The sequence below is a fragment of the Leeia sp. genome, from assembly GCF_041909055.1.
Taxonomy (GTDB): domain Bacteria; phylum Pseudomonadota; class Gammaproteobacteria; order Burkholderiales; family Leeiaceae; genus Leeia; species Leeia aquatica.
The window spans coordinates 82,353-106,485 of record NZ_JAYREC010000004.1; the positions used below are offsets into that span (position 1 = coordinate 82,353).

Sequence of the window (24,133 nt, forward strand, 5' to 3'; positions counted from 1 at the left end):
CATGCGCCGCCTGTTTACCCAATTCTATCTGTTGCTGATTGCCGCCTTTCTGGTGGTGGTGATCCTGATAGGCGGGATCTATCAACGGGTGGTGCAAAATGCGGGGGACCGTTATCTGGTCGACCTGATGACCTCCGCACTATCGCAAATCAGTACCGAGCTCAAGGATGTCCCCCCCGAGAAATGGCAGCAGGCGCTAGCGGCCAACGATCGCAACCTGTCGTTTCGTCTACGCATTGAGTCCCTCAGCCACTTTGACCTCAGCCCGAATGATCGCCGCGAACTGCGTCGCGGCAATATCGTCATGCTGGAGAAAGACTACCTGTTTCTGCAGAGCATGCCGGATGCCCGCTATGTGCTGGTAGCCGGGCCCTTGCGCTACCTGATGTTCCTCGACGAACTGCAATGGCTGGACTACCTGCTGATGGTCCTGATTGGTCTGGTACTGTCGCTGGTCGTGCTGGTGCGCCTGTATCCGCTGTGGAAAGACCTCAGCGCACTGGAGCGCGCCTCCCGCCTGTTTTCTGCCAACCGGCTGGACATACAGGTCGAGCTGCGCAAGCGCTCCAGCATCCGTCCGCTGGGTGAGGCCTTCAACCACATGCTGCAACGCATCCAGCAACTTCTGCACAGCAAGAAGGCGCTGACCGATGCCGTAGCCCACGAGCTGCGCACCCCGCTCAGCCGGGTGCGTTATCGGCTGGCCATGCTGCAGGGTCATGACGACCCGACGATCCTCCATACCTGCTCGGCGATTGAGCGGGACCTGAGTGAGGTCGAAGCCATGATCGACGAAATGTTGATCCATGCCCGGTTGAACAGCCCGCAGACACCATTACAGAAAGAATGGCTGAATGTGGCCAACTGGATGGAGGAGCGTCTGCTCAAGGCGCGGGTACTCACCCCCGGTCTGCGCTGGCACTGGCTTCGGATGGGCGAAACACCCGAGCAGCTGCAGGCCGACAACCGCCTGTTGGCTCGCGCAGTTGACAACCTGCTGGCCAACGCCAGCCGCTACGCCCGGCAGCAAATCATGATCAGTGTCGTGATGCTGGACGGGCACTATCGGCTGGCCGTCGAGGACGATGGCGAGGGTATTGCCGAAGCCGATCGCGAGCGGGTATTTGATGCCTTTGTCCGGCTGGATGACAGTCGCGATCGCAAAACGGGCGGTCACGGCCTGGGTTTGGCCATCGTGGCCGGGGTTGCCGCCGCACACGGTGGCCAAGCCCGGGTCGAAACCTCGGCGCTCGGAGGAGCACGCTTTGTGATCGAGTGGCCAGCGCAGCCCCGTGCCGACGGCCCTTAAGCTTCGCGCAACACCTGCATCGGCGTTTGGCGGCTGACCCGACGTGCAGCAGGCCATACCAGCAGCCATACCACCAATGCACCACCCAGCATGCCGCCCGCCCATAGCATCGGGTGCCCTTGGTATGGAATCTCCAGCACATAACGCGCCAGCAGCATGGCACCGCCCTCCGCCCCCGCCGTCGCCAGCATCCCCGCCAGTGCGCCCAGCATGCTGAATTCCGCCACCAGTGCCAGCCGCAAGGCCCGTTTTGGCATGCCCAGCACCCGCAAGACTGCGGCATCCCGCAGCCGATCTGGCAAACTGCCCTGTACTGAAGCCGCCAGCACCGTCAAACCACTGAGGATGCTGAACATCAGCACAAAGCTGACCACGCGCCCCAGCTGCGTCACAATCTGATGCACCTGATCCAGCGCAGCCGTGACGTCGATCAGCGAGATGTTCGGCATCCGCTGTACCAGCCTGTCACCGAGTGCGGCTTGCTGTGGTGCCAAATAAAAGCTGCTGATGCGGTTGCCCGCGTGCTGCTGCAGCAAGTCCGGCGTGGCGATAACAAAGAAATTGACACGGAATGACCCCCAGTCCAGCGCCCGAATCTGCTGTACCTTGCCGCTGACCACCTGCCCGGCCACTTCATAGCGCAGCTCGTCGCCCAGACGGATGCCCAGTTGGCGGGCTATCCCCTCCTCCACCGACCAGCCACCCCGGCTGCCTGGCCCCCAGGGCTGGCCTTGTAGCAGGCGGTTATCTGCAGGCAGCGCGGTACCCCATGACAGGTTGAACTCACGCCGCGCCAGCCGCCGTGCCTGCGGGTCCGGGTATTGCTCGGGTTTGACCTCACGCCCTGCAATGGACAGCAAGCGGCCGCGAATCATCGGATAAGACACGGGTTCCGGCAGCCCCGCCTCACGGAACACCTGCCGGAACTGCGGCATCTGGTCTTCCTGCAGGTTGATGACAAAGCGGTTGGGTGTCCCAGCCGGTAGTTGACGCTGCCAATATTGCAGGACATCACGCCCGGTGACCGCAATCAGCAGCAGTGCCGTCAAGCCCAGCATCAGCGAGGCCACCTTGAGCGATGTCAGGCCCGGTTGCCGCCACAGGTTTGACAGCCCCAACCGCACCGGCAGTGGCCAGCGGGCGGCCAGGCGTCGCAGCAGCCGCAGCCACAGCAGACAGAGCCCTGCGGCCAGCAGACCCAGTACCAGCACGGTCGCCAGCATGATGCCGCCCGCCAGCACATTACGGGTCAACGCCCAAGCGACCAGCGCCAGCAGCAATCCGCCCAGCAGCAGGGCGGTAGACCACGGCGGTAGTCGCACCTCACCTTGCCGCAACACTTGCCAGGCTGGAATCTTCCGCAGCGACCACAGCGGTGGCAACACAAACGCCAGCATCAGCAGCAAACCGAACAGGAAAGCGCCCAACAATGGCAAGAGCGATGGTGGGGGCAAGTCCTGCATCACCAGCTTGCCCAGCATCGTCACCAGCGCAGCCTGCCCCAGCCAGCCCAACAGCACACCCAGCGCAGAAGCCAGCCCGCCCAGCCACAGGAACTGGAGCAGGTACAGGCGAAACAGGCGACTGCTGCGTTCCCCCATGCTCTTCATCAGCGCCCAGTTGAGCAGGTGGCGTTGCACATAGCGTTGGCTGGCGAGCCAAGCGGTAGCCACCGTCAGCACCGAACTCAGCAAGGCTGCCAGCGTCAGGAAGTAGCCCGCTCGCTCCAGCATGTCCTGCATCTCCGGGCGGGCATCCTTGATTTGCTCGATGCTTTCGCCCCGTTGCAGCCCCGGTTTGCTGGCTGCCACCCAGCGCGCCAGTGCTGCTGGTTCACCGGCCAGCAGCAGGCGGTAAGACACCCGGCTTTCTGGCTGAATCAAGCCCGTGCCCGGCAGGTCCATCCAGTTGAACATCAGGCGAGGGGCCAGTGCGGCAAAGGACAACGTAGCATCCGGCTCCTGCTGCAAGCTGGCTGCCACCCGAAAACGGGCTTCCCCAAGCTGGATTTCCGCGCCAGGCTTCAGCTGCATGCGTCGCATGATCTGCGGATCCAGCCATACTGTGCCTGGCGCAGGCACGGCCTGCAACGTTTTTGCCCCCTGCCCCGTATCCAGAGTCAGTTCACCGCGCAACGGATACCCTGCCTCTACCGCCTTGGCACTCACTAGCATGCTGCGCTCGCCCACCAGCAACATACTGGGGAATTGCACGGTTCGCGCTGTTCGCAATTGCAACTGCTGCGCACGCTGCAGCAGCTCAGCCCGGATGGGCTCATCCGCCCGCAGGAGCACGTCTGCAGCAATCAGCGAGGCTGCTTTCTGCTGCAGGCCGCTCTGCAGTCGCTGGGTAGCCAGAAAGACACTGCTGAGCGCTGCCACCGCCAACAGCAATGCCACAAACAGCACACTGTTATGCCGTACATCCCGACGAAACATCTGCCAGCTCAAACCCATGGATCACCCTTTATCTGCCATGTATGCCATGATGCACAGCACGCCCGCGGCACCGTAAGCCGGACGACACCACCATCATGCCCGCCACTTCAGGTTCTGAGACCGGCCAGCCCGCACTGGGTTCACCCTGATCGCGCCCTGTTGTACTTGCCATGTCCGCCCGTCTCCCCTACCATCGCCCGACCACAGCCGCAGGCCCACGCCATGAAATCCATCCAGACCCTGTTCGACAACAACCGCCAATGGGCCAGCAAGGTCAGCCGGGCAGACCCGGCCTTCTTCGAGACCCTCTCCCATCAGCAAGCGCCAGAATACCTGTGGATCGGCTGCTCCGACAGTCGCGTCCCCGCCAATGAGTTGATTGGCTTGCTGCCAGGCGAGGTCTTTGTACACCGCAATGTGGCCAACCTGATTGTACACAGTGACCTCAACTGCCTCTCCACCATGCAATACGGTGTGGACGTGCTGGCCGTCAAGCACATCATTGTGTGCGGACACTATGGTTGCGGCGGAGTCAATGCGGTATTGCAGGGCCGTAGGGTCGGCTTGGTGGATAACTGGCTGCGCCACATCCACGACATTCGCCAGAAGCATACGAGCCTGTTGGCAACCCTGCCAAACGAGCTGCAAAGCGAACGCCTATGCGAGTTGAACGTGATCGAGCAGGTACTGAATGCCTGCCAGACCACGGTGGTGCAAGATGCCTGGCTGCGTCAGCAGCCCTTGAAGGTGCACGGCTGGGTATACCGGCTCAGCAACGGGCTGCTGCACAACCTCAATGTCAGCATTTCCTGCCAGGAAGAATTGCTGGACCGCTACCAGGACGCACTGAGCGCCCTCGTACGCGCCTGAATGGCTCAAGCAGCCTGTGGCTGCTCCAGCCAGTCCACGCCTGACAGCACACAGCTACGCAACGCCTGCTGCAATACGTCGATGGCTTGTGGGCGTGGGAAACGCTTGCGCCACGCCAATACAATACGGCGATTGGGCGCCCCGCCCGCAAACGGGAGGATGGACAGCAGGCGATGGCTGGGCTCACCTTCAGCGACCTGCGTTACCGGCAATACGGTGATGCCCATGCCGGACGCCACCATCTGGCGGATGGTAGCCAGCGAGCTGCCTTCCAGCGTACGCTGCAGGCCCGCTTGCCCCCCTCGGTTCAAGGCTGGACACACTTGCAGCACCTGATCACGGAAGCAGTTGCCCGCCCCCAGCAACAGCACATCGTCCTCCGCCAGTTGGGCGGGTGGCACCGGCTGGCCAGCCTTGGCCCAAGGATGCTCATGCGGGGTGGCGACCACAAAGGGCTCATCAAACAAGGGCAGCACTTCCAGCCCATTGTCGTTGAAAGGCTGTGCCAGCAGCATCGCGTCCAGCTTGCCTTGCCGCAGCAGCTCGCACAAACGGCTGGTGTAGTTCTCTTCAATCAGCAGCGGCATTTTCGGGGCCAGCGGCTGCAACCGGGGTATCAGGCAAGGCAGAATACCGGGCGCCAGGGTATAGATCACGCCCAGCCGCAGTGGTACCGATAACTGATCCTGTCCCGCCTTGGCCATCTGCTTCAGCGCATCGGCCTCTTCCAGCACACGCTGGGCCTGCGCGACGATCTGCTCACCCATCGGCGTCAGGGTAATTTCGCCATTGCGCTCGAAAATCTGCAGTGATAGCTCCTCTTCCAGCTTCTTCACCGCCACCGACAAGGTCGGCTGGCTCACATGGCAAGCATCTGCCGCACGGCCAAAGTGGCGAGTGGTGGCCACCGCCAGGATGTAACGCAGTTCAGTCAGGGTCATGTGGTCTTCAGATCCGGATCAAGGCGCAGTTTTGCGCGGCGGGATGGTGCGGGGTTTGCCATCGGCCCCGACAGCCACATAGGTCAGCGTGGCTTCGGTCACCTTGACCACTTGCACTGCCTCCGGATTACGCTCGGCGAAGACTTCCACCTTGATGGTCACCGAGGTATTGCCGATCCGCAGTGGCTCGGTATAGAAGCTCACCACGTCGCCGACAAACACCGGCTCCTTGAACTGGAACGCATTGACCGCCACGGTCACCACGGCACCTTGAGCCACCATCATCGCCTCAGCGGCACCGGCCAAGTCCACCTGCCCCATCATCCAGCCGCCGAAAATGGCGCCGTGCATATTGGTATCACGCGGCATGGGCATCACCCGCAGCGCAGGTTGTCGCCCTGGCGGCAACTCGGTTAGTTCATGCGTACTCATTTGGAATCCTTGTCCGGTTTGGCAACCGCCTGCATGGCGGCCAATGCACCACGCTGCATTTCCAGCGTCTTGATGCTCATCTGCAACATGTTGAGGTTAACGGTGAGCCAGTTCTCTACTGTCTTCAATTCGGTAATCTTGCGATCCAGCTCTTCGGCACTGAATAAGCCCGGCAGGGTTGGCATCGGGGTTTCCAGGGGCTTCCACAGATCGCGAAACATCTTGAACGGATCACTGAAATCATCGGCCATCACCATCTCCTGCCTGTTTGCGTGAACACTGCTAGTGTAGTCAAAAGCCCCGCTGGCTGCACGAACTTCATCAATAAAACAAATGAAAAAGGGCTGCCTGTTAGGCAGCCCTTATCGAGGATGCAACGTTTACGCTTGACGCGAACCGGCATCCACCACCGCCAGCGCGGTCATGTTGACGATACGGCGCACCGACGAGGTCGGGGTCAGGATATGCACCGTATGTCCCACCCCCAGCAGGATCGGCCCGATGGTCACCCCGTCCGACGCGCTGGTCTTCAGCAGGTTGAAGGAGATATTGGCAGCATCCAGCGTCGGCATGATCAGCAGGTTGGCCGCCCCCTTCAGGCGCGAGTTCGGGAAAATCATCTGACGGATTTCCGGGCTCAAGGCCGCATCACCATGCATTTCACCGTCGATTTCCAGCTCAGGGGCCATCTGGTTGACCAGTTCCAGCACCTTGCGCATCTTCAGCGAGCTGGGCGAAGCCAGGCTGCCAAAGCTGGAGTGCGAGCACAGCGCGACCTTCGGCACAATCCCGAAGCGACGAATGCTGTCTGCCGCCATCAGGGTGATTTCGGCCAGCTGCTCGGCGGTCGGATCGTGATTGACGTAGGTATCAGCAATGAAGATGTTGCCGGTGGGCAGGATCAGCGCATTCATGGCCGCCAGCGTTTTCACGCCAGGCTGATAGCCGAGGATGTCGGTAATGGTCTGCAAGTGCAGGTGATGGTGGCTCATCATGCCGCAGATCATGGCATCCGCATCGCCACGGCGGATCATCAGCGCGGCAATCATGGTCACCCGGCGACGCACTTCCCGCTTGGCGTCCGCAATGGTCACGCCCTTGCGCTGCATCAGTTCGTAGTACAGGCTCCAATATTCACGGTAGCGCGGGTCGTACTCCGGGTTGACCAGCTCAAAGTGCTCGCCCGGGCGAATGCGCAGCCCCAGCTTTTCAATCCGCTGCTGGATCACCGCCGGGCGACCGATCAGGATCGGCGAGGCCAAGCCTTCATCCACCACTGCCTGCACAGCGTGCAGCACGCGCTGATCCTCACCTTCGGCGTACACCACACGCTTCTTGCTCTTTTCCACCTTCTTCGCTGCCGCAAACACCGGCTTCATGAAGATGTTGGTGCGATAGACGAACTGGGTCAGCTTGTCGATGTAGGCGGTGAAGTCCTCGATCGGGCGCGTCGCCACACCGGACTCCATCGCCGCCTTGGCGACAGCCGGGGCAATCTTGATGATCAAGCGCGGATCAAACGGCTTCGGAATCAGGTATTCCGGGCCAAACGACAGGGTCTGGTCGGCGTAGGCCGAGGCCACCACATCGCTTTGCTCGGCCAGTGCCAGATCGGCAATGGCACGCACGCAGGCCAGCTTCATTTCTTCGTTGATGGTGGTGGCACCCACATCCAGCGCGCCACGGAAGATGAAGGGGAAGCACAGCACATTGTTGACCTGGTTCGGGAAATCCGAACGGCCGGTACACACGATGGCATCCGGGCGGGCTTCCTTGGCCAGCGGCGGCAGGATTTCCGGGTCCGGATTGGCCAGCGCCAGGATGATGGGTTTGTCCGCCATCGAGCGCACCATGTCCTGCGTCACCAGCTTCGGGCCACTCAGTCCGAGGAAGATATCTGCACCCGCAATGGCATCCTTCAAGCTGCGCGCTTCGGTGTCACGGCAGTAGCGTGCCTTGGACGGGTCCAGCTTCTCGTCGCGCCCGGTGTAGATCACACCCTTGGAGTCGCACACCAGCACATTCATCGGGTTGATGCCCAGCGCCACCAGCAAGTCGAGGCAGGCAATGGCCGCTGCGCCAGCACCGGACACCACCAGCCGCACCTTGCCGATTTCCTTTTCCACCACCCGCAGACCGTTCAATACCGCTGCAGCGGTAATGATGGCGGTGCCATGCTGGTCGTCGTGGAACACCGGAATCTTCATCCGTTCGCGCAGCTTGCTCTCAACGTAGAAGCACTCTGGTGCCTTGATGTCTTCCAGGTTGATCCCACCAAAGGTCGGCTCCAGTGCCGCAATGATGTCAACCAGCTTGTCGGGGTCGTTCTCGTCCACTTCGATATCAAACACATCAATACCGGCGAACTTCTTGAACAGCACGCCCTTGCCTTCCATCACCGGCTTGCCTGCCAGCGCACCAATATTACCGAGGCCCAGCACGGCAGTACCGTTGGAAATCACCGCCACCAGATTGCCGCGGGCGGTCAGGGTCATCGCTTCACGCGGGTCTTCCACAATGGCATCGCAGGCAGCGGCCACGCCCGGCGAGTAGGCCAGGGAAAGGTCACGCTGGGTGGTCAGAGGCTTGGTGGGGGAAATCTGAATCTTGCCGCCGGTGGGGTAACGGTGATACTCCAGTGCGCTCTTGCGCAACTCTTCATCCATGCTAACTCCTCGATTCGGGGTCTGTCGCGATTCAACACAACACAGGGGGGCGATCAGGTCAATTTATGGGTATCGTGGGTGGCATTATACCCTCGCCATGCCAAATTGCCGATGCGGGAAGTTCCGGATGGCGTGAAAGCCTGCACAGCCCGGGGCAGGCGAACTACAATACGCCACCCTCCTCTCAAAGGCATGCCATGCCGTACAAGCAAGCGGTCTCGGTTCTGGTTGTTATTCATACCCCTGATCTACAGGTCTTGCTGCTGGAGCGCGCCGGACATCCCGGCTACTGGCAATCGGTCACCGGCAGCCGGGAGGGTGAAGAATCCCTGCAGGATACCGCCCGGCGGGAAGTGCTGGAGGAAACCGGCCTGTCCAGCCCACCTGCCCTGCTGCAAGACTGGCAATATGCGGTCGATTATGAGATTTACGAAGAGTGGCGTCACCGCTATGCGCCCGGCACTCGCTACAACCGCGAGCACTGGTTTGCCCTGTGCGTGCCGGAGACACAAGCCGTGACGCTCGCCGTGGATGAGCATATCGCTTACCGCTGGCTACCGTGGAAAGCCGCTGCCGAAGTGGTATTCTCTCCCAGCAATGCGGAGGCCATTCGCAGTCTGCCCGATCGCTTGCACCGTTAATACACGGGAACCGCCTGCCCGGCGCGCAGTCCAAGCCAGGATATATCCTGGACTTGCCCACACGCATGCTGCGCCGTACACTGAAACGCTCCCTGCACCCGACCCGTAACCTGATTGAGCGCAGCCGCTGGTTGCGTCCATTCCGGGGCCTGCTGCATCACCCCAGCCTGTGGCGGCTGGGTGCCAACACGGTGGCAGGTGGTGTGCTGGTCGGGGCCTATGCTGGCCTGATACCCGGCCCTTTTCAGGTCTTGACCGCGCTGATCCTGTCCCTGCTGTTCCGGGTCAATCTGCCCGTGGCCGTGGCGTTTACGCTCTACAGCAATCCGCTGACCATCGTGCCGCTCTATGTCGCCGCGTGGACACTGGGGCAATGGCTGACCGGTGGGCATAGCGGGCAGCTACCCGCCATGCCAAACTGGGACCAGCTCCCCTTCATGGACTGGTTACAAGGCTGGTTGCACTGGTTTGCCGGCATGGGCTGGCCATTTGTGATGGGCCTGTTTGCGCTGGCAAGCCTGATTGGTGGCGCTGGCTGGCTACTGGTGCAGCTTATGTGGCGCTGGCCGGTATACCGTCGGCAGTGGCAACGGCGGTCCGTGTCGCCGCGGCCTCCGGCAATATCACGCTGAAGCGGGTTTCCACATCGGGGACAGACTCCACCTGAATCTGACCCGCCATCCGTTCGACCAAGGCCTTGGTAATCACCAGCCCCAGCCCGGTGCCCCCCTTCTGGCGGGTGTCGGAAGAATCCGCCTGGGCAAACTTGGAGAACAGGCGATGGCGGAAGCTATCGGGTATCCCTGGCCCATGATCGGTCACCGACAGGCATACCTGTCCACCCTGTGCCTTGAGCGACAACACCACCTGTTCACCCGCTGGCGAAAACTTGCAGGCATTCGACAACAGATTGGTCAGGATCTGTTGCAAGCGGTTGCGGTCCACTGTGGCCGCGACATCACCAGCGGGGGCCTCCAGTAGCAGTGTGACGCCAAACGACTGGGCATAGGCCTGATTCATGGCCATCACGTCCTGCACGATCGGTAAAAGCGGCAGGGTCTCCAGCTGCAGGGACAACATGCCGGATTCGATCTTGGACATGTCCAGCAGATCATTGATCAACAGCAGCAGCCGGTCCGCATTGCGGATGGAGATGCGGTGCAGTTCGGCCACCATCGCGGGAACATCGCCCAACTGGCCAGAGTCCGCCAGTTTCAACGAGCCGAGGATGGAGGTCAGCGGTGTGCGCAGTTCATGGCTGACCGTCGCCACGAACTCATCCCGCATGCGCTCCATCCGCTTCCGCTCTGTAATGTCCAGCAATACCCCGTTATAAATCAACAGCCCTTCTTCCTGTTGCGGACTGGAAGCCCCCTGCCACCAGATTTCCTGCCCCGTGTCTGGCCGTCTGAAACGCCCTTCATAGCGCCACTCACCGGCCTCCGCCACTGCGGCATCCACACTGTCGAGGTATGCCTGACGATCATCAGGATGAATGCAGTTGGTGAACAGATCGTCGTTCACCATGATCGCTTCCGCTGCAATGCCAAACAGGTCCTGATGCCGTGAACTCACATAGGTAAAAGTGCCTTCCCGCAAGCGGGTGTTGTAGACCCATTGATAAATGACCCCCGGGAAATGGTCGGTAATGTCCAGCAAGCGTGCCTCAGAGCGACGTAATGCGGACTCCGCGTCGTACAGTCGCGTCAGGTCACTGTGCGTACCAATCATGCGGACGGCTCGACCTGCGGCATCCCGCTCGATCACTGTTCCCCGGTCCAGCACCCATTGGTATCCCCCTTGTTTGTTGCGCATGCGGCATTCAAACTGGAAATGGGGTATCACCCCACCAATACAGGCATTCACGGCATCCAGCACCCGAGGCTTGTCCTCAGGGTGCAACAGATTCAGCCAGGTCCCGACATGCATGGGCAGCTCATCGGCCTCATAACCCAGCATTTGCAGCCAGCGGGGGGACAGATAGGCATCACCACGCTGCACCTGCCAATCCCACACGCCGTCACCACTGCCTTCCAGTGCAAAGCGCCAGCGTGCCTCAGCCTCGGCCAGAGCCTGTTCGCGCTTGCGGTCCTCGGTCACGTCGATATTGACCCCGATCAGCCGCCCGGCGCCGCCCTCCGACTTGCGACCCACGCGAGCATGCACCCGCAGCACATGCGGGCTACCATCCGGCCAGACCACTGCAAACTCGTCCACCACCATGCCGTCGCCCATGCGCGCAATCGTGATGTTGTCTGCCATGCGCTGGCGATCGGCTTCGCTTAACTGTTCATTCCAGATGGTTTGCGTGCTGCGGGGATCATCCGCCTGAGTACCGAACAAGCGATAGGTCTGGGCATCCCAGCGTGACTGGTTGCTCTCCAGATCCAGCTCCCAGATGCCAATCCCGGCCGTCGCCGTTGCCATCTGCAGTTTCTCGCCCATCTCCATACTGGCTTCCAGGGCATTTCGTCGGGCCGAAACATCCACATTGGTGCCAACCACTCGCACCGGTTTGCCCTCCGGGCCGTATACCACCACCTTGGCGCGCCCCAGTACCCAGACCCAGTGCCCGTCCCGGTGGCGCAGTCGATGCTCAAACTCATAAGCAGGGGCAACACCATCCAGCATGGCTTGCAGTCGTTGAATGGCTGGGCCCACATCATCGGGATGCACCAGCGGCTCCCAGGCGGACACGTGATGCGGAAAGGATGCATCCAGCCCCAGCATGTCCAGCCAGCGCTGGTTCAGCAGCAGGTTACCACTGGGGATATCCCATTCCCACATGCCGTCTTCGGTCAGCTCAAGCGCAAACTGTAGCCGCAACTGGCTCTCCTGCAATTGCCTCAACAGCTGCCGGGTTACCTGGATGTCCTCCACATGCAGCCAGATGGTCCGCTCTCCTTCAGGACTTAAGGTACAGGCCCGGTGCAGGCGCAGCCATTGTTCACGACCATCCGGCAGCATCAGCAATGCCTCGCGCGCATCCAGCCCAACCCCCTCCTCCAGCAACCAGTGACTACCTGCCTGCAGCCCCATCTGCTCCAGCTGCAAACCCAAGCGATAATCCGGTGACAAGGGGGGGTAGCAGCCCAAGAGGCGTGACAGTGCCGGGTTCAGGCTGATGCAGCGGCCATCCGCTGCCAGCAGCGCCATGCCGATGGGGGCTGCAGCTGAGAGGGTCGCCATCGCATGTTCTTGCCGCAGGCGGGCCTGACGTTCCTGTATCCCTTGCAGCAACATGCGTACACGCAGCTGAAACAGCACATCATCCAGCGGCTTGCTGATGATGTCTGTCACGCCCATGCGCAAGGCCTGCATCTGCAGCGTGCGGTCACTTTGTGCCGTCACCAGCAGCACCTGCGGTTGCACCCCTGTGCCATCGAGGGCTTGCAACAGCTCCAGCCCGTTCATGCCAGGCAACACATAATCCAGAATCAGCAAATCTGGCGGGTTTTGCTGCAAACCAGGCAGCGCCTGCTCTGCTGTTGCATACATGCTGACCGAGCAATGCTCAAACCCGCCAAGCAGGCTTTGGTAGAGGCGGCGAAAGGTCTCGCTGTCCTCTACCACAGCAATCTGCACCGGTCTGAGCATGGTTACATTCATCATGAGGGCTTGGTGTATCGTTGCACCTGTCGCCGTCCACTTTGCTTGGCCAGATACAAGGCCTGGTCTGCAGCAGAAATCAGGTCAACGGCATGAACAAGGGTGGGAAAGTTGGCCACGCCGGCGCTGAAGCTGACCTGGAAGGCGCGTTCATTGGCATACTGTTGCAGGCTGGCAAACGCCTCACAGAGCTGGCCCATGACCTTGACCGCAGCATCCTGCGGGGTATCCGGCATCACCAGAATGAACTCTTCGCCACCATAGCGCCCCACACTGTCCGAGCTACGCAAGCGCTGGCGCAGCATGTAGGTGAGGCTCTTCAGCACGCGATCGCCAACCGGATGGCCATAATCATCATTCACCCGCTTGAAGTGGTCCAGATCCAGCATGACAATCGACAAGGGGCTCTGGGTGCGGATGGCGCGTGCCAGCTCCACATCCAGCCGGTTCATGATTGCCGCATGATTCAGCACCCCGGTCAGGCTGTCATTCAGCATGTAACCGCGCAAGGCACGATAGCGCTCCACCCGGGTGCGCACCGATTCAATCAGGTGCGGCAGCTGAATGGGCTTGGTCAGGAATTCATCGGCCCCCTGCCGCATGGCACTGAGCTGTCGGCTGACATCCTCCTCGGAGGAGAGGAACACAATCGGCAAACTGACGTAGGCGGGATGCTGGCGTATGGCGGCAGCGATTTCCATGCCGCTCCAGACCGGCATGTACAAATCCAGCAGAACCAGATCCGGATGCAACTCAGCCAGCGCCGCTTCGATGTGCGAAGCCTCCGATACCGTCTGCACCACCATGCCTTCTTGCTGCAAGGCACGGGCATACAGGTGGGACACCGCCAGGTCATCGTCCACGATCAGAATGCGCTCGGGCTCCGGCCGCACCCGGTTCAGCTGCCTGTCCATCGCTTCAACCAGATTGGCAATTTCCACCGGCTTCAGCAAGTAACCATTGCCACCAGCCCGCGCCGCGTGCAAGCGGGATTCAAAATCATCGCGGCTGGACAGAAACAGCACCGGCAGTGTTTCATGATCGCTGCCTTGCAAGGTCATCAGCGCCTCGGCACCACCCAGCGGGTGGTCCGGAAAGCTCATGTCCATCAGGATGATGGCGACATCCCCCAGGGAATCCAGCGTTTCCCTCAGCCGGGTATGGTCATGCAACACCATCACTTCATAATTGAAAAAGCGGATTTGGGTAGCGTGTAGCTCCGCTGTGTCAACCTCGTCTTCCACCAGCAGCACCCGGTTACCATATGCGGCGACAGCGGCAGAAGCCCGGCGCACCGCAGGCTGCAGCCGATTGGATACGGGCTTACTGTCTGCAGCAACACACTGACTGCGCATCAAGGCAAATTGCTGAATGAGGTCTGACTGAATGGCCGGGCTTTGTGCCAGCGCCGCAGGCGTTTGCGCACGCAAAGCCAGTTCCATGGCTTTGGCAACCTTTGAGAGCTCGGGCAAGCCAAACGAGCCCGCCGATCCAGCGAGCGAGTGCACGATCCGGACCAGGGTTGCATAGTCGTCATCGGACGCGCCTGCCAAAAACGCCTGCTGCAAGCCTTGCTCAACCTGCAGCAGCTTGTCAGGCAACTCTTGCAGATAATTGGCCTTCAGCTCTGCCAGTACAGCAGCAAAATCATCGGGCACCGGTGAATCAGCCATGAGGCTTGGACTCCTATTGACAGCGTGTCCATATGCTACGCAATTGGCTCGGTAATTGCATGGGATCAAACGGTTTAGGAATCACATCCACTGCGCCCAGATCACGAAACTGCTGAACCTCGGAAGGCTGAGCCTTGGCGGTCATGAATACCACCGGCACACCTGCCATCACGGACAGCCCCCGCAAGTGAGACAATGTGGTCGGGCCATCCATATTGGGCATCATGACATCCAGCAGCACCATCTGGGGCGCAAATTCCGTGACCTTGTCCAGCGCCTCTTGCCCGGAACTGCACACCAGCACAGTGAACTTGCCGATCATTTCCAGCGCAAGCCGGGCTACGGTCTGAATATCCGGCTCATCTTCGACATACATGATGCGTTGCAACTCAGTCATATGGACATCCCTTCCTGTGTCTCGGTGACAGGCAAACTGAAGAAAAAGCGGGTCAGACCGGTCTGACTGTCAAAGCCGATCTCTCCCTGCATCTGCTCAATCAGCATTTTGCTGATGGACAAGCCCAGCCCGGTTCCCCCTTTGAGTCGGGTATCGCTGGCATCAGCCTGGCTGAACTTCTGGAAAATACGGCTGCGGAAAGCCTCAGGAATACCGGAGCCACGGTCTTCCACCACGATGGTGACACGCGCCCCCTGCTGCTGCATGTACACCAGCACCCGATCCCCTTTGGGCGAGAACTTGATGGCATTGGAAATGAGGTTGTTCAGCACTTGTGCCAGCCGGCCAGGATCTGCCCAGACTTTAATAGGTAACCATGCTCCTCCGGCCTGGATAGACACGCCAAAGCTGTCAGCATAGCCGGTGTTATTGTCCAGTGATTGCTGCAGCAATGGCATCAGGTCGCACAGCTCACATTGCAGGCGCAAGCGCCCGCTTTCCATTTTCTCGATATCCAGGATATCGCTGATCAATGCCAGCAAGCGCTGGCCATTGCGCTGTGCAATCCCCAGCAATTCCATGGCAGGCTGTGGCAAGCCGCCCATTGCCCCTGCCGTCAACAGGCTGAGCGATCCGACAATGGAGGTCAACGGGGTGCGCAGCTCATGACTGACCGTCGAAATGAACTCGGACTTCATCCGCTCCATCTTGCGACGCTCGGAAACATCGCGCGCGATCGAGACAAACAAGGGGCGGGAGAGGTGGTCATGATTCAGCTGCAGCAGAATCTCAACCGGAAAAGCATCACGTGATGCGGTCAGGAAAACGGTTTCAAACTGCAGTGCACGATGTTGCCCCGAGAGGCATAGCGCCAGCTTTTGCTGAAATACCAGCTGTTCTGCCGGATCCAGCAACACATCAAACGGCAATTGATCCAGCTCATGCTCCAGATAGCCCAAGCGCTCCCGCATGCCCTGGTTAACATAGGTTAATCGGGACTGTTGCGGATCGTAACAACAGATCATGTCCAGCGTGCTGTCCAGCCATTGCCGGAACTGCGCCAGCTCGTCCAGCAAGTTCTGGCGCTCTTGTTCATGGCGCACCGCCTGAATCACACTGGTCACGCTGACCACAACCGGCTGGATCAGCTCCAGTAAATCGTCGTTGTAACCCTCCGGCCTCCCTGCCAGAACGATGAGCCCCAGCAAGGTATCCAGTGCAAAGCACGGGAGTGCCAGCACAGGCTGACTGTTGCGGGCGCCAGGTGGCCAGTTCAGGCTCACCGGGCCACGACTGCGACGACTGGCATCCAGCAAGTGGTTCACCATGGACACGGTATCACCCAGTGCGGGCAGACTGCCCGCCTCGACCAACGGCCCTGGGCCTTCACCCTGCATGGCGAGCATGCCTCCATAGGCACTCTCGGTGCACACCAGCATCTCATTGAGCAGGAGCTGGAAAACCCGCCGTGGGTCTTGCTCGGCAATGTACAGGGTCAGGCCGAAACGCACCGCTCCCAGCAAGCGGTTTTGCAGCAGCATGCGTGCTTCGCTGTCTTTCTGCGCCGTAATGTCGCGTTGCACCGCCACATACTGGATCAATTGCTGCCGCTCGTCGCGTACCGCCTGCACATCCATGGACAGCCAGTAAGGGTGGCCTGACTTGTGGTAGTTCAGAATTTCAACGGTAAACCCCTTGCCATGAGCGAGGCGTCGTCGCATATACTCGACGGTCACCGGCTCAGTACCCGGGCCTTGCAGGACGTCCCCGGGCTTGCGACCACGTACCTCATCCAGCGCGTAGCCACTGATGCGGGTAAACGCCGCATTCACCCACTCAACACGACCCGCTGCATCCGTAATCACCACCGCGTTGTCGGTGCGGCTGGCGACTACGGCCAGCTTGCGCATCTCCGCTTCCCGCTCGGCCAATGCCCGCAGGGTCCGTTCAGAGTGGGTAATGTCCGTCACTACACCCAGCATGTAGAGGGGCTGATTCACCTCATCGTAAATGGGAATCTTGGTGATGGAGAGCAGCAACTCTTGCCCGGTGTGAGAGAGCATTTGCTGCACTGGCAGGGTTTCCACACCACACTCAAACACCTGACGGTCTTTCTCCAGAAAGGACGCCGCCAGCTCGGGAGGATAATGTTCCCGCTCATAGCCCCCGATGATCTTCGCAGACGGAATGCCCAAGGTCTGCGCACACGCCTTGTTCCAGAGAAAAACCTTGCCAAAGTCTTCCGGCCTGCCGCTCTTGACGAACACGCCGTTAGGCAGCTCCTCGATCATGCTGTTGAGGAAATTCCGGGCGCGTTGCAGTTCCGCCTCAATGGTCTGTGTGCGGGTCACATCAAAGGCAATGCCGAGGTAACCAATAATATTGTCTGAAGCATCCGACAGTGCGGTTACGGACAGTAGCACCGGCAGCCTGCTCCCATCCTTGCGGACATAGGTCCAGATCCGTTCATCCGCGGTGCGTGTCGAGCGGGTCTTGGCAACGAAGCTGTCAAACCCTGGGAGAATGGTTTGCCCCAATTCCTCACTCAGCATCCGGGCCCGTTCCACCACCTCGCCCGGGTCATGAAAGGGTGCCGGGGTCATTTGCCCGACGACCTCAGCGGCCGTGTAGCCGAGCAAACGCTCCGCACTGGGATTGAAAGTGTGAATCAAACCCTCAGGATCAGTCGCGATGATGGCAAAGTTGGCGCTGCTCAGGATGGACCGGTTCAATGCCTGGGCAGTGTGCGCTTCCGGCATTAGCAGCTGCAGCGCCCAGCACGGCACCCCATGGCGGGATAAACGCTGCAGACGAAGCTGCATGACCTGCATGCCAGCCCGGGTCGCCACCGGTAGTGGCTTGATGCTTTGCTGGGTGGCAGAAGGCCACTCCAGCCACATCACATCCCAATCGGGAACCCAGTCGTTGATCAGGCAACCGTGGGCATCCGGGGGTAAATCCAGCAGTTGGCTGGCACCGGATGACCATGCCTGCACCCGGCCGCCCGCATCCACCAGCAAGATGGGGTCCTGCACCACCGTCAGCAGGTCAGTCAGCAAGGAAACATCAGGGTCTGAAAGCATGCCAGCACTCATCCGGTCATGCTCGCAGTGTAGCCAAGCACAGGGAAAATGCCAGTCAGGTCGTACTTTCAGCCCGGCGCGGGCCCATCATTCGAGCACGGGGGTCTTGCCGGTAAAACAACACCAGTTGCTGATAAAGGGCCGGGTAATCTGCGGCAACGGCAAAGGGTAGCTCAAAAAACGTCTCGCTCAGTACAGCAAAACACTCCGCCGGGCTGCTGCAGGCATAAGCATCCAGCCAGTGCGGCAACTGCCCCATGCGCGCCTGCCAGCGCATCAGGCGATAGTTGGATTGCCAGACCTCTGTCCAGCGCATGCGCTGCATGCCCCGGTGCAGAGGCGGGAAACCGTCGGCCACCCCATTGAGCATGTCCAGCTTGTGGGCAATTTCGTGCAGGATGACATTAAAACCATCCAGTTGCCGACTGGCCCGCTCAGCATCCGGCCAGGAGAGCAGAATGGGACCGTCGCCCCTGGCCTGCCCCAGCTGGATCTGGTCTTCCTCATGCACCACCCCTACCCCACCCCACTGTGTCACAGACAGCATTTCCGGGCGCGCATCGCGCACCACAAAGGGTGCCGGGTACAGGATGACCCCGCGCCAGTCGTCAAAACTGTCTTCGTTCAAATTGAGAATGGGCAGGCTGGCGGTCAGCGCCAGCAGACGGCGCATGGCATCGGTCACCACCAAACCTTCGGTGCCGACCCATTGTTTGCGGCTGAGAAACCGTTCGCCCAGTACACACAAGCGCCAGGCTTCATCACGGTTCAAACCGACGAACAGCGGCAGATCCAGTACGGCCTGCCACTGCGGCAGCAAGATTTCTGGAGGAGGCGGCGGGCGACGCAACCAGTCGAACAGTTTCACGTCGCCCTCTCTGGCTTACAGGCCTGACAGGAACAGGCTGTTGACGCGCTTCACAAAGCCCGCCGGGTCTTCCAGCTGGCCACCCTCTGCCAGCAAGGCTTGCTCGAACAACACATGGGCCAGATCATCAAAGTGCGCAGGCTCGGCAGACAACTTTTTCACCAGTGCGTGCGACGGATTCAGCTCCAGAATCGGCTTGCTGCCCGGTACGTTTTGCCCGGCGGACTTCAACAGTCGCTCCAGATGTCCGCTCATGGCGTGGTCGTCCGCCACCAGGCAGGACGGTGAGTCGGTCAGACGATGGGTTACGCGCACTTCCTTGATGCGCTCACCCAAGCTGGCCTGCACCTTCTCCAGTACCGGCTTCAAATCATCTTCAGCGGCTTTCTGCTCGGCCTTCTCGGCTTCATCGGCCAGCGCATCCATGTCCAGGCTGCCCTTGCTGACCGACTGCAGTTTCTTGCCGCTGTACTCGGTGAGCGACGATGCCAGCCATTCGTCCACCCGGTCGGACAGTAGCAACACTTCCACGCCCTTCTTGCGGAAGATTTCCAGATGCGGACTGTTGGCAGCGGCGGCAAAGGAGTCTGCGGTCACATAGTAAATCTTGTCCTGCCCGTCTTTCATGCGGGCAATATAGTCGTCCAGCGACACCGACTGCTCGGCCGTGTTCGCCAGCGTGCTGGCAAAACGGCACAGCTTGGCAATGCGTTCCTTATTGGCAAAGTCCTCGCCAATGCCTTCCTTGAACACGGTGCCAAACTGGCTCCAGAAGGTACGGAATTTCTCCTTGCCTTCGTCCTCTTCCGAACCCGCCAGCTCGTCGAGCAGGCTCAGAATCTTCTTCACGCAACCGGCACGAATGGCGTCGATATCCTTGCTGTCTTGCAGGATTTCCCGGCTGACGTTCAGCGGCAGGTCATTGCTGTCGACCACCCCCTTCACAAAGCGCAGGTATTGCGGCAGCAGCTTCTCGGCATCGTCCATGATGAAGACACGGCGCACATACAGCTTGATGCCCTGGCGGCGTTCACGGTCGTACAGGTCAAACGGTGCGCGCTGCGGGATGTACAGCAGCTCGGTGTACTCCTGGCGGCCTTCAACCTTGGCGTGACTCCACGCCAGCGGGGCTTCCCAGTCGTGCGCCACGTGCTTGTAGAATTCTTCGTACTGTTCCTTGCTGATGTCCGCTTTGGACCGGGTCCACAAGGCCGAAGCCTGGTTAACCGTTTCGATCTCTTCTTCGTTCAGCAGCTCACCCTTGTCGTCCCGCTTGGGTTTGTGCAACAGGATAGGCAAGGAAATATGGTCCGAGTAGGTCTTGATGACATTGGACAGACGCCACTCATTGAGGAACTCGTCTTCACCCTCACGCAGGTGCAGCACAATCTCGGTACCCCGGCCCGGCTTGCTGACGTTTTCCAGCGTGTACTCACCGTCACCCGCAGACTCCCAGCGCACGGCGGCATCCGCCGTACTGCCAGCACGACGGGTGGTCAACGTCACGCGGTCTGCCACGATAAAGGCGGAGTAAAAACCCACGCCAAACTGGCCAATCAGGTTGGCATCCTTGCGCTCATCGCCGGACAGCTTTTCAAAGAATTCGCGGGTACCGGACTTGGCAATGGTGCCGATATGCTGGATCACGTCCTCACGGCTCATGCCGATGCCGTTATCCGCGATGGTGACAGTACGGGCATCTTTGTCGAAGGACACATGGATTTGCAGTTCAGGGTCATTCGCCAGCAAGCTGCCATCCGCAATGGCGGCAAACCGCAGTTTGTCTGCGGCATCCGATGCATTGGAGATCAACTCGCGCAGGAAGATTTCCTTGTTGGAATACAGCGAGTGAATCATCAACTTCAGCAGTTGTTTGACCTCTGCCTGAAAACCCAGCGTTTCCTTGTTCACACTCATGGCTATCCTCGTTGACTGACAAAACGGCTTTGCCGCATGCAGCCTAATTGGGGACAGACCTTCTGGTTTTCAAGCGCGAACCCATTCGGGCTGAGGATGAGCCATCAAGGGCAAGGCCACCGTAAGCGTCGCCCCTGGGCCGGGATCATTGTTGCTGGCCCAGATCATGCCGCCATGTCCGCGGGCGATTTCCCGGCAAATCGGCAAGCCCAGTCCGGTACCACCCGCGTTGGAGCGCGTGGCACTGCTCTGAATGAATTTGTCGAATACGCTTTCCAGTTCGCCGTGCGGAATACCCACCCCCTGATCCTGCACCGCCAGCAACACGGCAGCCACACCTCGACCCGGCAGGGTGCCCTGGCGTATGGAGACCTGGATCAAGCCACGCTCGGGGCTGAACTTGATGGCATTGGCCAGCAGATTGCGCAGCAATTGCCCCAGTCGCATACCATCAAACGGCAGCACCAGGTCCTCACGCTCTGCCAGCAGTTCAATGTGCTGCGCTCGCGCCATGGCCAGCAGCTGCAGTTCGGCAATGGCATCATGCACCAATGGCAGCAAGGGCTGCGATGTCATCTGATAGCTCATCTTGCCCGCCTCCATTTTGGAGAGGTCCAGCAAGTCATTCAGCAATCCCAGCAAGCGTTGCCCCGCCTGACGGATGTTGCCAAGGTAATGTTGAATCTTCTCTGCGGGCGCTTTGTCCAGCCGGTCAGCGGCCAGCTCGGCAAAGCTGAGGATGGCGTGCATGGGCGTGCGCAACTCGTGTGACATATTGGCCAGAAATACAGACTTGGCACGATTGGCCTGCTCGGCTTCATCCCGCGCCAGTCGCAAGGCATCTTCGGCCTGAAAAATCTCGGTCTGATCCTGCACCGTTCCAAACTGGCCCACGATGTTACCAAACTCATCCAGCAGCAGGCGATTGCACTCTTTGAGAATCAAAACCTTGCCATCCGGGTGCACCACGCGATAGTGATAGTCGCAAGTCAGGCCCTCTTCCACCGCCAGTGCCGCCAAGCGGAACCAATGCTCTGCATCTTCCGGATGGATGCGCTGCAAAATCTGGTCCAAGTCCGGAGTAGGCTCAGCCGGATCAAAGCCATGCAAACGAAACGTCTCCGCCGACCAAATGACACCTTCGCTGACATTCCAGCGAAAATGCCCAATGTGGGCAATGCTGGACGCTTCTTCATAGGCGTGCTCGCTGCGCGCCAGTGCTGCGGCGGCCTCCCGTTCCGCGGAGACATCCTGGTATAACCACATCTGGCCTTTGGACGGGTCATGAATGTCAATCGCCCGACCATAGGCCACGCCGTCAAATACCCGGCCATCAGCCCGGACAAAAGGGGTATTGACGGTATGGGTCAGCCCGGAGAACTGGACCGGCGTAACGCGTTGCCCCACGTCCATAAAGGCCGCATCACTTTCAAAAACCATGCGGGTCGAGTGCCCCAACATCTGTTCAGCAGGCCAGCCAAACAGCTCCAGGAAAGCCTGATTGACCATCACGAAGTGCCGGTTGATCACCTGCGCCATCCCCATAGGGCTGGCATCAAATACGGCCATCAGGCGCTCGGTCTGCGCATCCGCCGTGCGTTGCAACTGGTCCCGGTGTTGGCGCAGAGCCACTTCGGCCCGTTTTTGCGCGGTAATGTCCTGTGAAATGCCGCGCCAGCCGGTAAACTGGTCGGCAGCATCAAACACCGGGATACCACTGATGGCTACATAGCTGGGGGGATCATTATCACGCTGGCGGATCAGCTCCAGTCGTTGCACCGCCTGCCGCCTTGCAAACACCTCATGGAAGGCACCCCAGTCATTGCAGGGGCCAAGATAGGGCAGCTCCCACGGCGTTTTGCCCAGGATACCCTCAGGCGACAAGCGGACTGCGGCCCCCATGCCCGCCTCGATGTAGGTAAACCGATACTCCGCATCCATCTCCCACACCCAGTCGATGGAGAGATCAAACAACACCTGCTGACGTTGCTCGCGCTGACGAGCCTCACGCAGGCGCTGCCTCAGACGCCGGTTTTCCCGACCCAGCGCTAGTATCAGCAGGCCGATGCCGAAACCGGGCAAGGCCAATAGCCCCCACCACCCTTGCACGGCTTTGCCAAACAGGAGTAGCGACATCAGCCACCCGACCAGCACCAGAACACTGGTCAGCAGTGCGCCGTACGCCAGCACCTGCGTCCAGCTGGAGGCAAGACGCCACCTCCGCCTGGGCATCTGGCCAGACGCGGTGTGATCATCAGCAAAAGAGGAACGGTGCAGAAACCGCATGCTGCAAGTGTAGACGCCGTTCCGATGCTTGGCGACACCTTGCTAGTCCAACAGCATGAAATCAATGGCCTGTTGCATCACGCCCTTGTCTTGCAAGATACGGCGGTGGCCCAACCCTTCAGTGGTCACCAGTTGCGCGCCGGGCCAGCGTGCAGCCAGCTGCACCCCTTGCTCATAGGGGATTTCCTTGTCCTGGCGATCATGAATGACCAAAGCAGGATAACGGGCATTGTGCGCAATGAGTCGACCATCCAGTTCTTGCCACGACACACCATGCCGCTGCGCCATCGCTTCTTGCATGTTGAGGCGGATGTTGTCTGGCAACGCCACCATACGCGCAAACTGGCGAGGTGCCATCTCAATGTTCTCAGCTGCCGCCAGCATGACCAGCCGCCCGGCGGACCATCCCTCCGCTGCCGTCAGGGTTAAGGCGGAGGCCCCCAGCGAGTGACCCGCTGCGGCATCTACCGGCCCGATCAGCCGCTCCACCAGCCGCAGCGCAGCCATGAAATCAAACAGGGTGACCTGGCGCTTGGGCGATTCACCATGCCCCGGCATGTCCAGCGCCAGCACCTGACAGCCACTGGCCAGCAATGGCGGCAACCAGGCCGCAAACTGTGTCGCCCAGCCACCCCAGCCATGTACCAGCAGGATTTTTCGCTCACCCTGCCCCCAGCGGAGCAACTGCCCGCCCCGTTGTGGGGTATTCAACCAGCGACTTTGCTCATGCCACAGCGGAATCACCTCGGCCTTGGCACGCCATTGGCGTTGTGTTGCCGTTTCCTGGGGTTTGGGCGGCGTGGTGAACTGCCGTAGTGCCCAACGACTCATGTAGCCGGGATAGCGCGCACTCAGCCAGGGGATCAGGCGTTTTACAAGGGTAGCGCTTTTATTATTAGTGCGAACGTTCGTGTTTTTTTTGATGTAAGCGACGTCACTGTTGGATGACATGGTGATCCTCTCTTTACTCAAAGAGGGATTAACCCGTGATCAGGGTTAATCC

The 24,133-nt window shown here is 60.1% G+C and carries 17 protein-coding genes; 4 read left to right on the forward strand and 13 right to left on the reverse strand.

From position 1 onward, the window contains the following. Position 1: 1 nt before the first annotated feature. Complete coding sequence (gene rstB, locus ACE3O2_RS11335) at positions 2-1,309, forward strand: two-component system sensor histidine kinase RstB (protein WP_374337561.1); 1,308 nt, start codon at positions 2-4, stop codon at positions 1,307-1,309. Here the strand turns inward: rstB and ACE3O2_RS11340 are convergent. Next, positions 1,306-3,747: an ABC transporter permease gene (locus ACE3O2_RS11340; protein ID WP_374337563.1), complete on the reverse strand. Its 2,442-nt coding sequence runs from the start codon at positions 3,745-3,747 to the stop codon at positions 1,306-1,308. The genes rstB and ACE3O2_RS11340 overlap by 4 nt on opposite strands. A 222-nt stretch (positions 3,748-3,969) precedes the next feature. On the opposite strand from ACE3O2_RS11340, the gene can reads away from it, so the two are divergent. After that, the gene (gene can, locus ACE3O2_RS11345; protein WP_168877095.1) at positions 3,970-4,617 is read left to right on the forward strand and encodes a carbonate dehydratase; all 648 of its coding nucleotides are present in this window, start codon (positions 3,970-3,972) and stop codon (positions 4,615-4,617) included. Between the two features lie 5 nt (positions 4,618-4,622). On the opposite strand, the gene ACE3O2_RS11350 is transcribed toward can, so the two are convergent. The 4 genes from ACE3O2_RS11350 to ACE3O2_RS11365 form a co-directional block, all read right to left on the reverse strand. Continuing rightward, the gene (locus ACE3O2_RS11350) at positions 4,623-5,558 is read right to left on the reverse strand and encodes a LysR substrate-binding domain-containing protein (RefSeq protein ID WP_374337565.1); all 936 of its coding nucleotides are present in this window, start codon (positions 5,556-5,558) and stop codon (positions 4,623-4,625) included. Positions 5,559-5,576: 18 nt separating this feature from the next. Continuing rightward, positions 5,577-5,990 carry an acyl-CoA thioesterase gene (locus tag ACE3O2_RS11355; protein ID WP_374337567.1) on the reverse strand — a complete coding sequence of 138 codons (414 nt, stop codon included), beginning with the start codon at positions 5,988-5,990 and terminating at the stop codon, positions 5,577-5,579. Beyond that, complete coding sequence (locus tag ACE3O2_RS11360) at positions 5,987-6,241, reverse strand: PhaM family polyhydroxyalkanoate granule multifunctional regulatory protein (RefSeq protein ID WP_168877098.1); 255 nt, start codon at positions 6,239-6,241, stop codon at positions 5,987-5,989. The genes ACE3O2_RS11355 and ACE3O2_RS11360 overlap by 4 nt, the downstream gene beginning before the upstream one ends. A gap of 129 nt (positions 6,242-6,370) precedes the next feature. Then, positions 6,371-8,656 carry an NADP-dependent malic enzyme gene (locus ACE3O2_RS11365; RefSeq protein ID WP_374337569.1) on the reverse strand — a complete coding sequence of 762 codons (2,286 nt, stop codon included), beginning with the start codon at positions 8,654-8,656 and terminating at the stop codon, positions 6,371-6,373. A gap of 197 nt (positions 8,657-8,853) precedes the next feature. Here ACE3O2_RS11365 and nudB point away from each other — a divergent pair, with 197 nt between their 5' ends. Both nudB and ACE3O2_RS11375 read left to right on the forward strand, forming a co-directional pair. Beyond that, positions 8,854-9,297, forward strand: coding sequence for a dihydroneopterin triphosphate diphosphatase (gene nudB, locus ACE3O2_RS11370; protein ID WP_374337571.1), 444 nt, complete (start codon positions 8,854-8,856; stop codon positions 9,295-9,297). Positions 9,298-9,362: 65 nt separating this feature from the next. Then, positions 9,363-9,929 carry a DUF2062 domain-containing protein gene (locus tag ACE3O2_RS11375; RefSeq protein WP_374337573.1) on the forward strand — a complete coding sequence of 189 codons (567 nt, stop codon included), beginning with the start codon at positions 9,363-9,365 and terminating at the stop codon, positions 9,927-9,929. On the opposite strand, the gene ACE3O2_RS11380 is transcribed toward ACE3O2_RS11375, so the two are convergent. The 8 genes from ACE3O2_RS11380 to ACE3O2_RS11415 form a co-directional block, all read right to left on the reverse strand. Next, positions 9,850-12,894 (reverse strand): PAS domain-containing protein, encoded by a 3,045-nt coding sequence (locus tag ACE3O2_RS11380; RefSeq protein ID WP_374337575.1) that lies wholly within the window; start codon positions 12,892-12,894, stop codon positions 9,850-9,852. The two genes, ACE3O2_RS11375 and ACE3O2_RS11380, sit on opposite strands and share 80 nt — an antisense overlap. 11 nt (positions 12,895-12,905) lie before the next feature. Beyond that, a complete protein-coding gene (locus ACE3O2_RS11385) occupies positions 12,906-14,579 on the reverse strand; it encodes a diguanylate cyclase (RefSeq protein WP_374337577.1) in 1,674 nt (557 codons plus the stop codon). A gap of 13 nt (positions 14,580-14,592) precedes the next feature. After that, positions 14,593-14,976, reverse strand: coding sequence for a response regulator (locus tag ACE3O2_RS11390; protein WP_374337579.1), 384 nt, complete (start codon positions 14,974-14,976; stop codon positions 14,593-14,595). Next, positions 14,973-18,059 carry a PAS domain S-box protein gene (locus ACE3O2_RS11395; protein WP_374337582.1) on the reverse strand — a complete coding sequence of 1,029 codons (3,087 nt, stop codon included), beginning with the start codon at positions 18,057-18,059 and terminating at the stop codon, positions 14,973-14,975. Before ACE3O2_RS11395 ends, ACE3O2_RS11390 begins: the two co-directional genes overlap by 4 nt. 55 nt (positions 18,060-18,114) lie before the next feature. Continuing rightward, on the reverse strand, positions 18,115-18,927 hold the full coding sequence (locus ACE3O2_RS11400) for a zinc-dependent peptidase (RefSeq protein WP_374337584.1): 813 nt from the start codon (positions 18,925-18,927) through the stop codon (positions 18,115-18,117). Between the two features lie 15 nt (positions 18,928-18,942). Further along, complete coding sequence (gene htpG, locus ACE3O2_RS11405) at positions 18,943-20,844, reverse strand: molecular chaperone HtpG (RefSeq protein ID WP_374337586.1); 1,902 nt, start codon at positions 20,842-20,844, stop codon at positions 18,943-18,945. A 69-nt stretch (positions 20,845-20,913) separates the two neighbouring features. Further along, positions 20,914-23,034 carry an ATP-binding protein gene (locus ACE3O2_RS11410; protein WP_374337588.1) on the reverse strand — a complete coding sequence of 707 codons (2,121 nt, stop codon included), beginning with the start codon at positions 23,032-23,034 and terminating at the stop codon, positions 20,914-20,916. A gap of 138 nt (positions 23,035-23,172) precedes the next feature. Further along, positions 23,173-23,961, reverse strand: coding sequence for an alpha/beta fold hydrolase (locus ACE3O2_RS11415; protein ID WP_374337590.1), 789 nt, complete (start codon positions 23,959-23,961; stop codon positions 23,173-23,175). Positions 23,962-24,133: the final 172 nt, after the last annotated feature.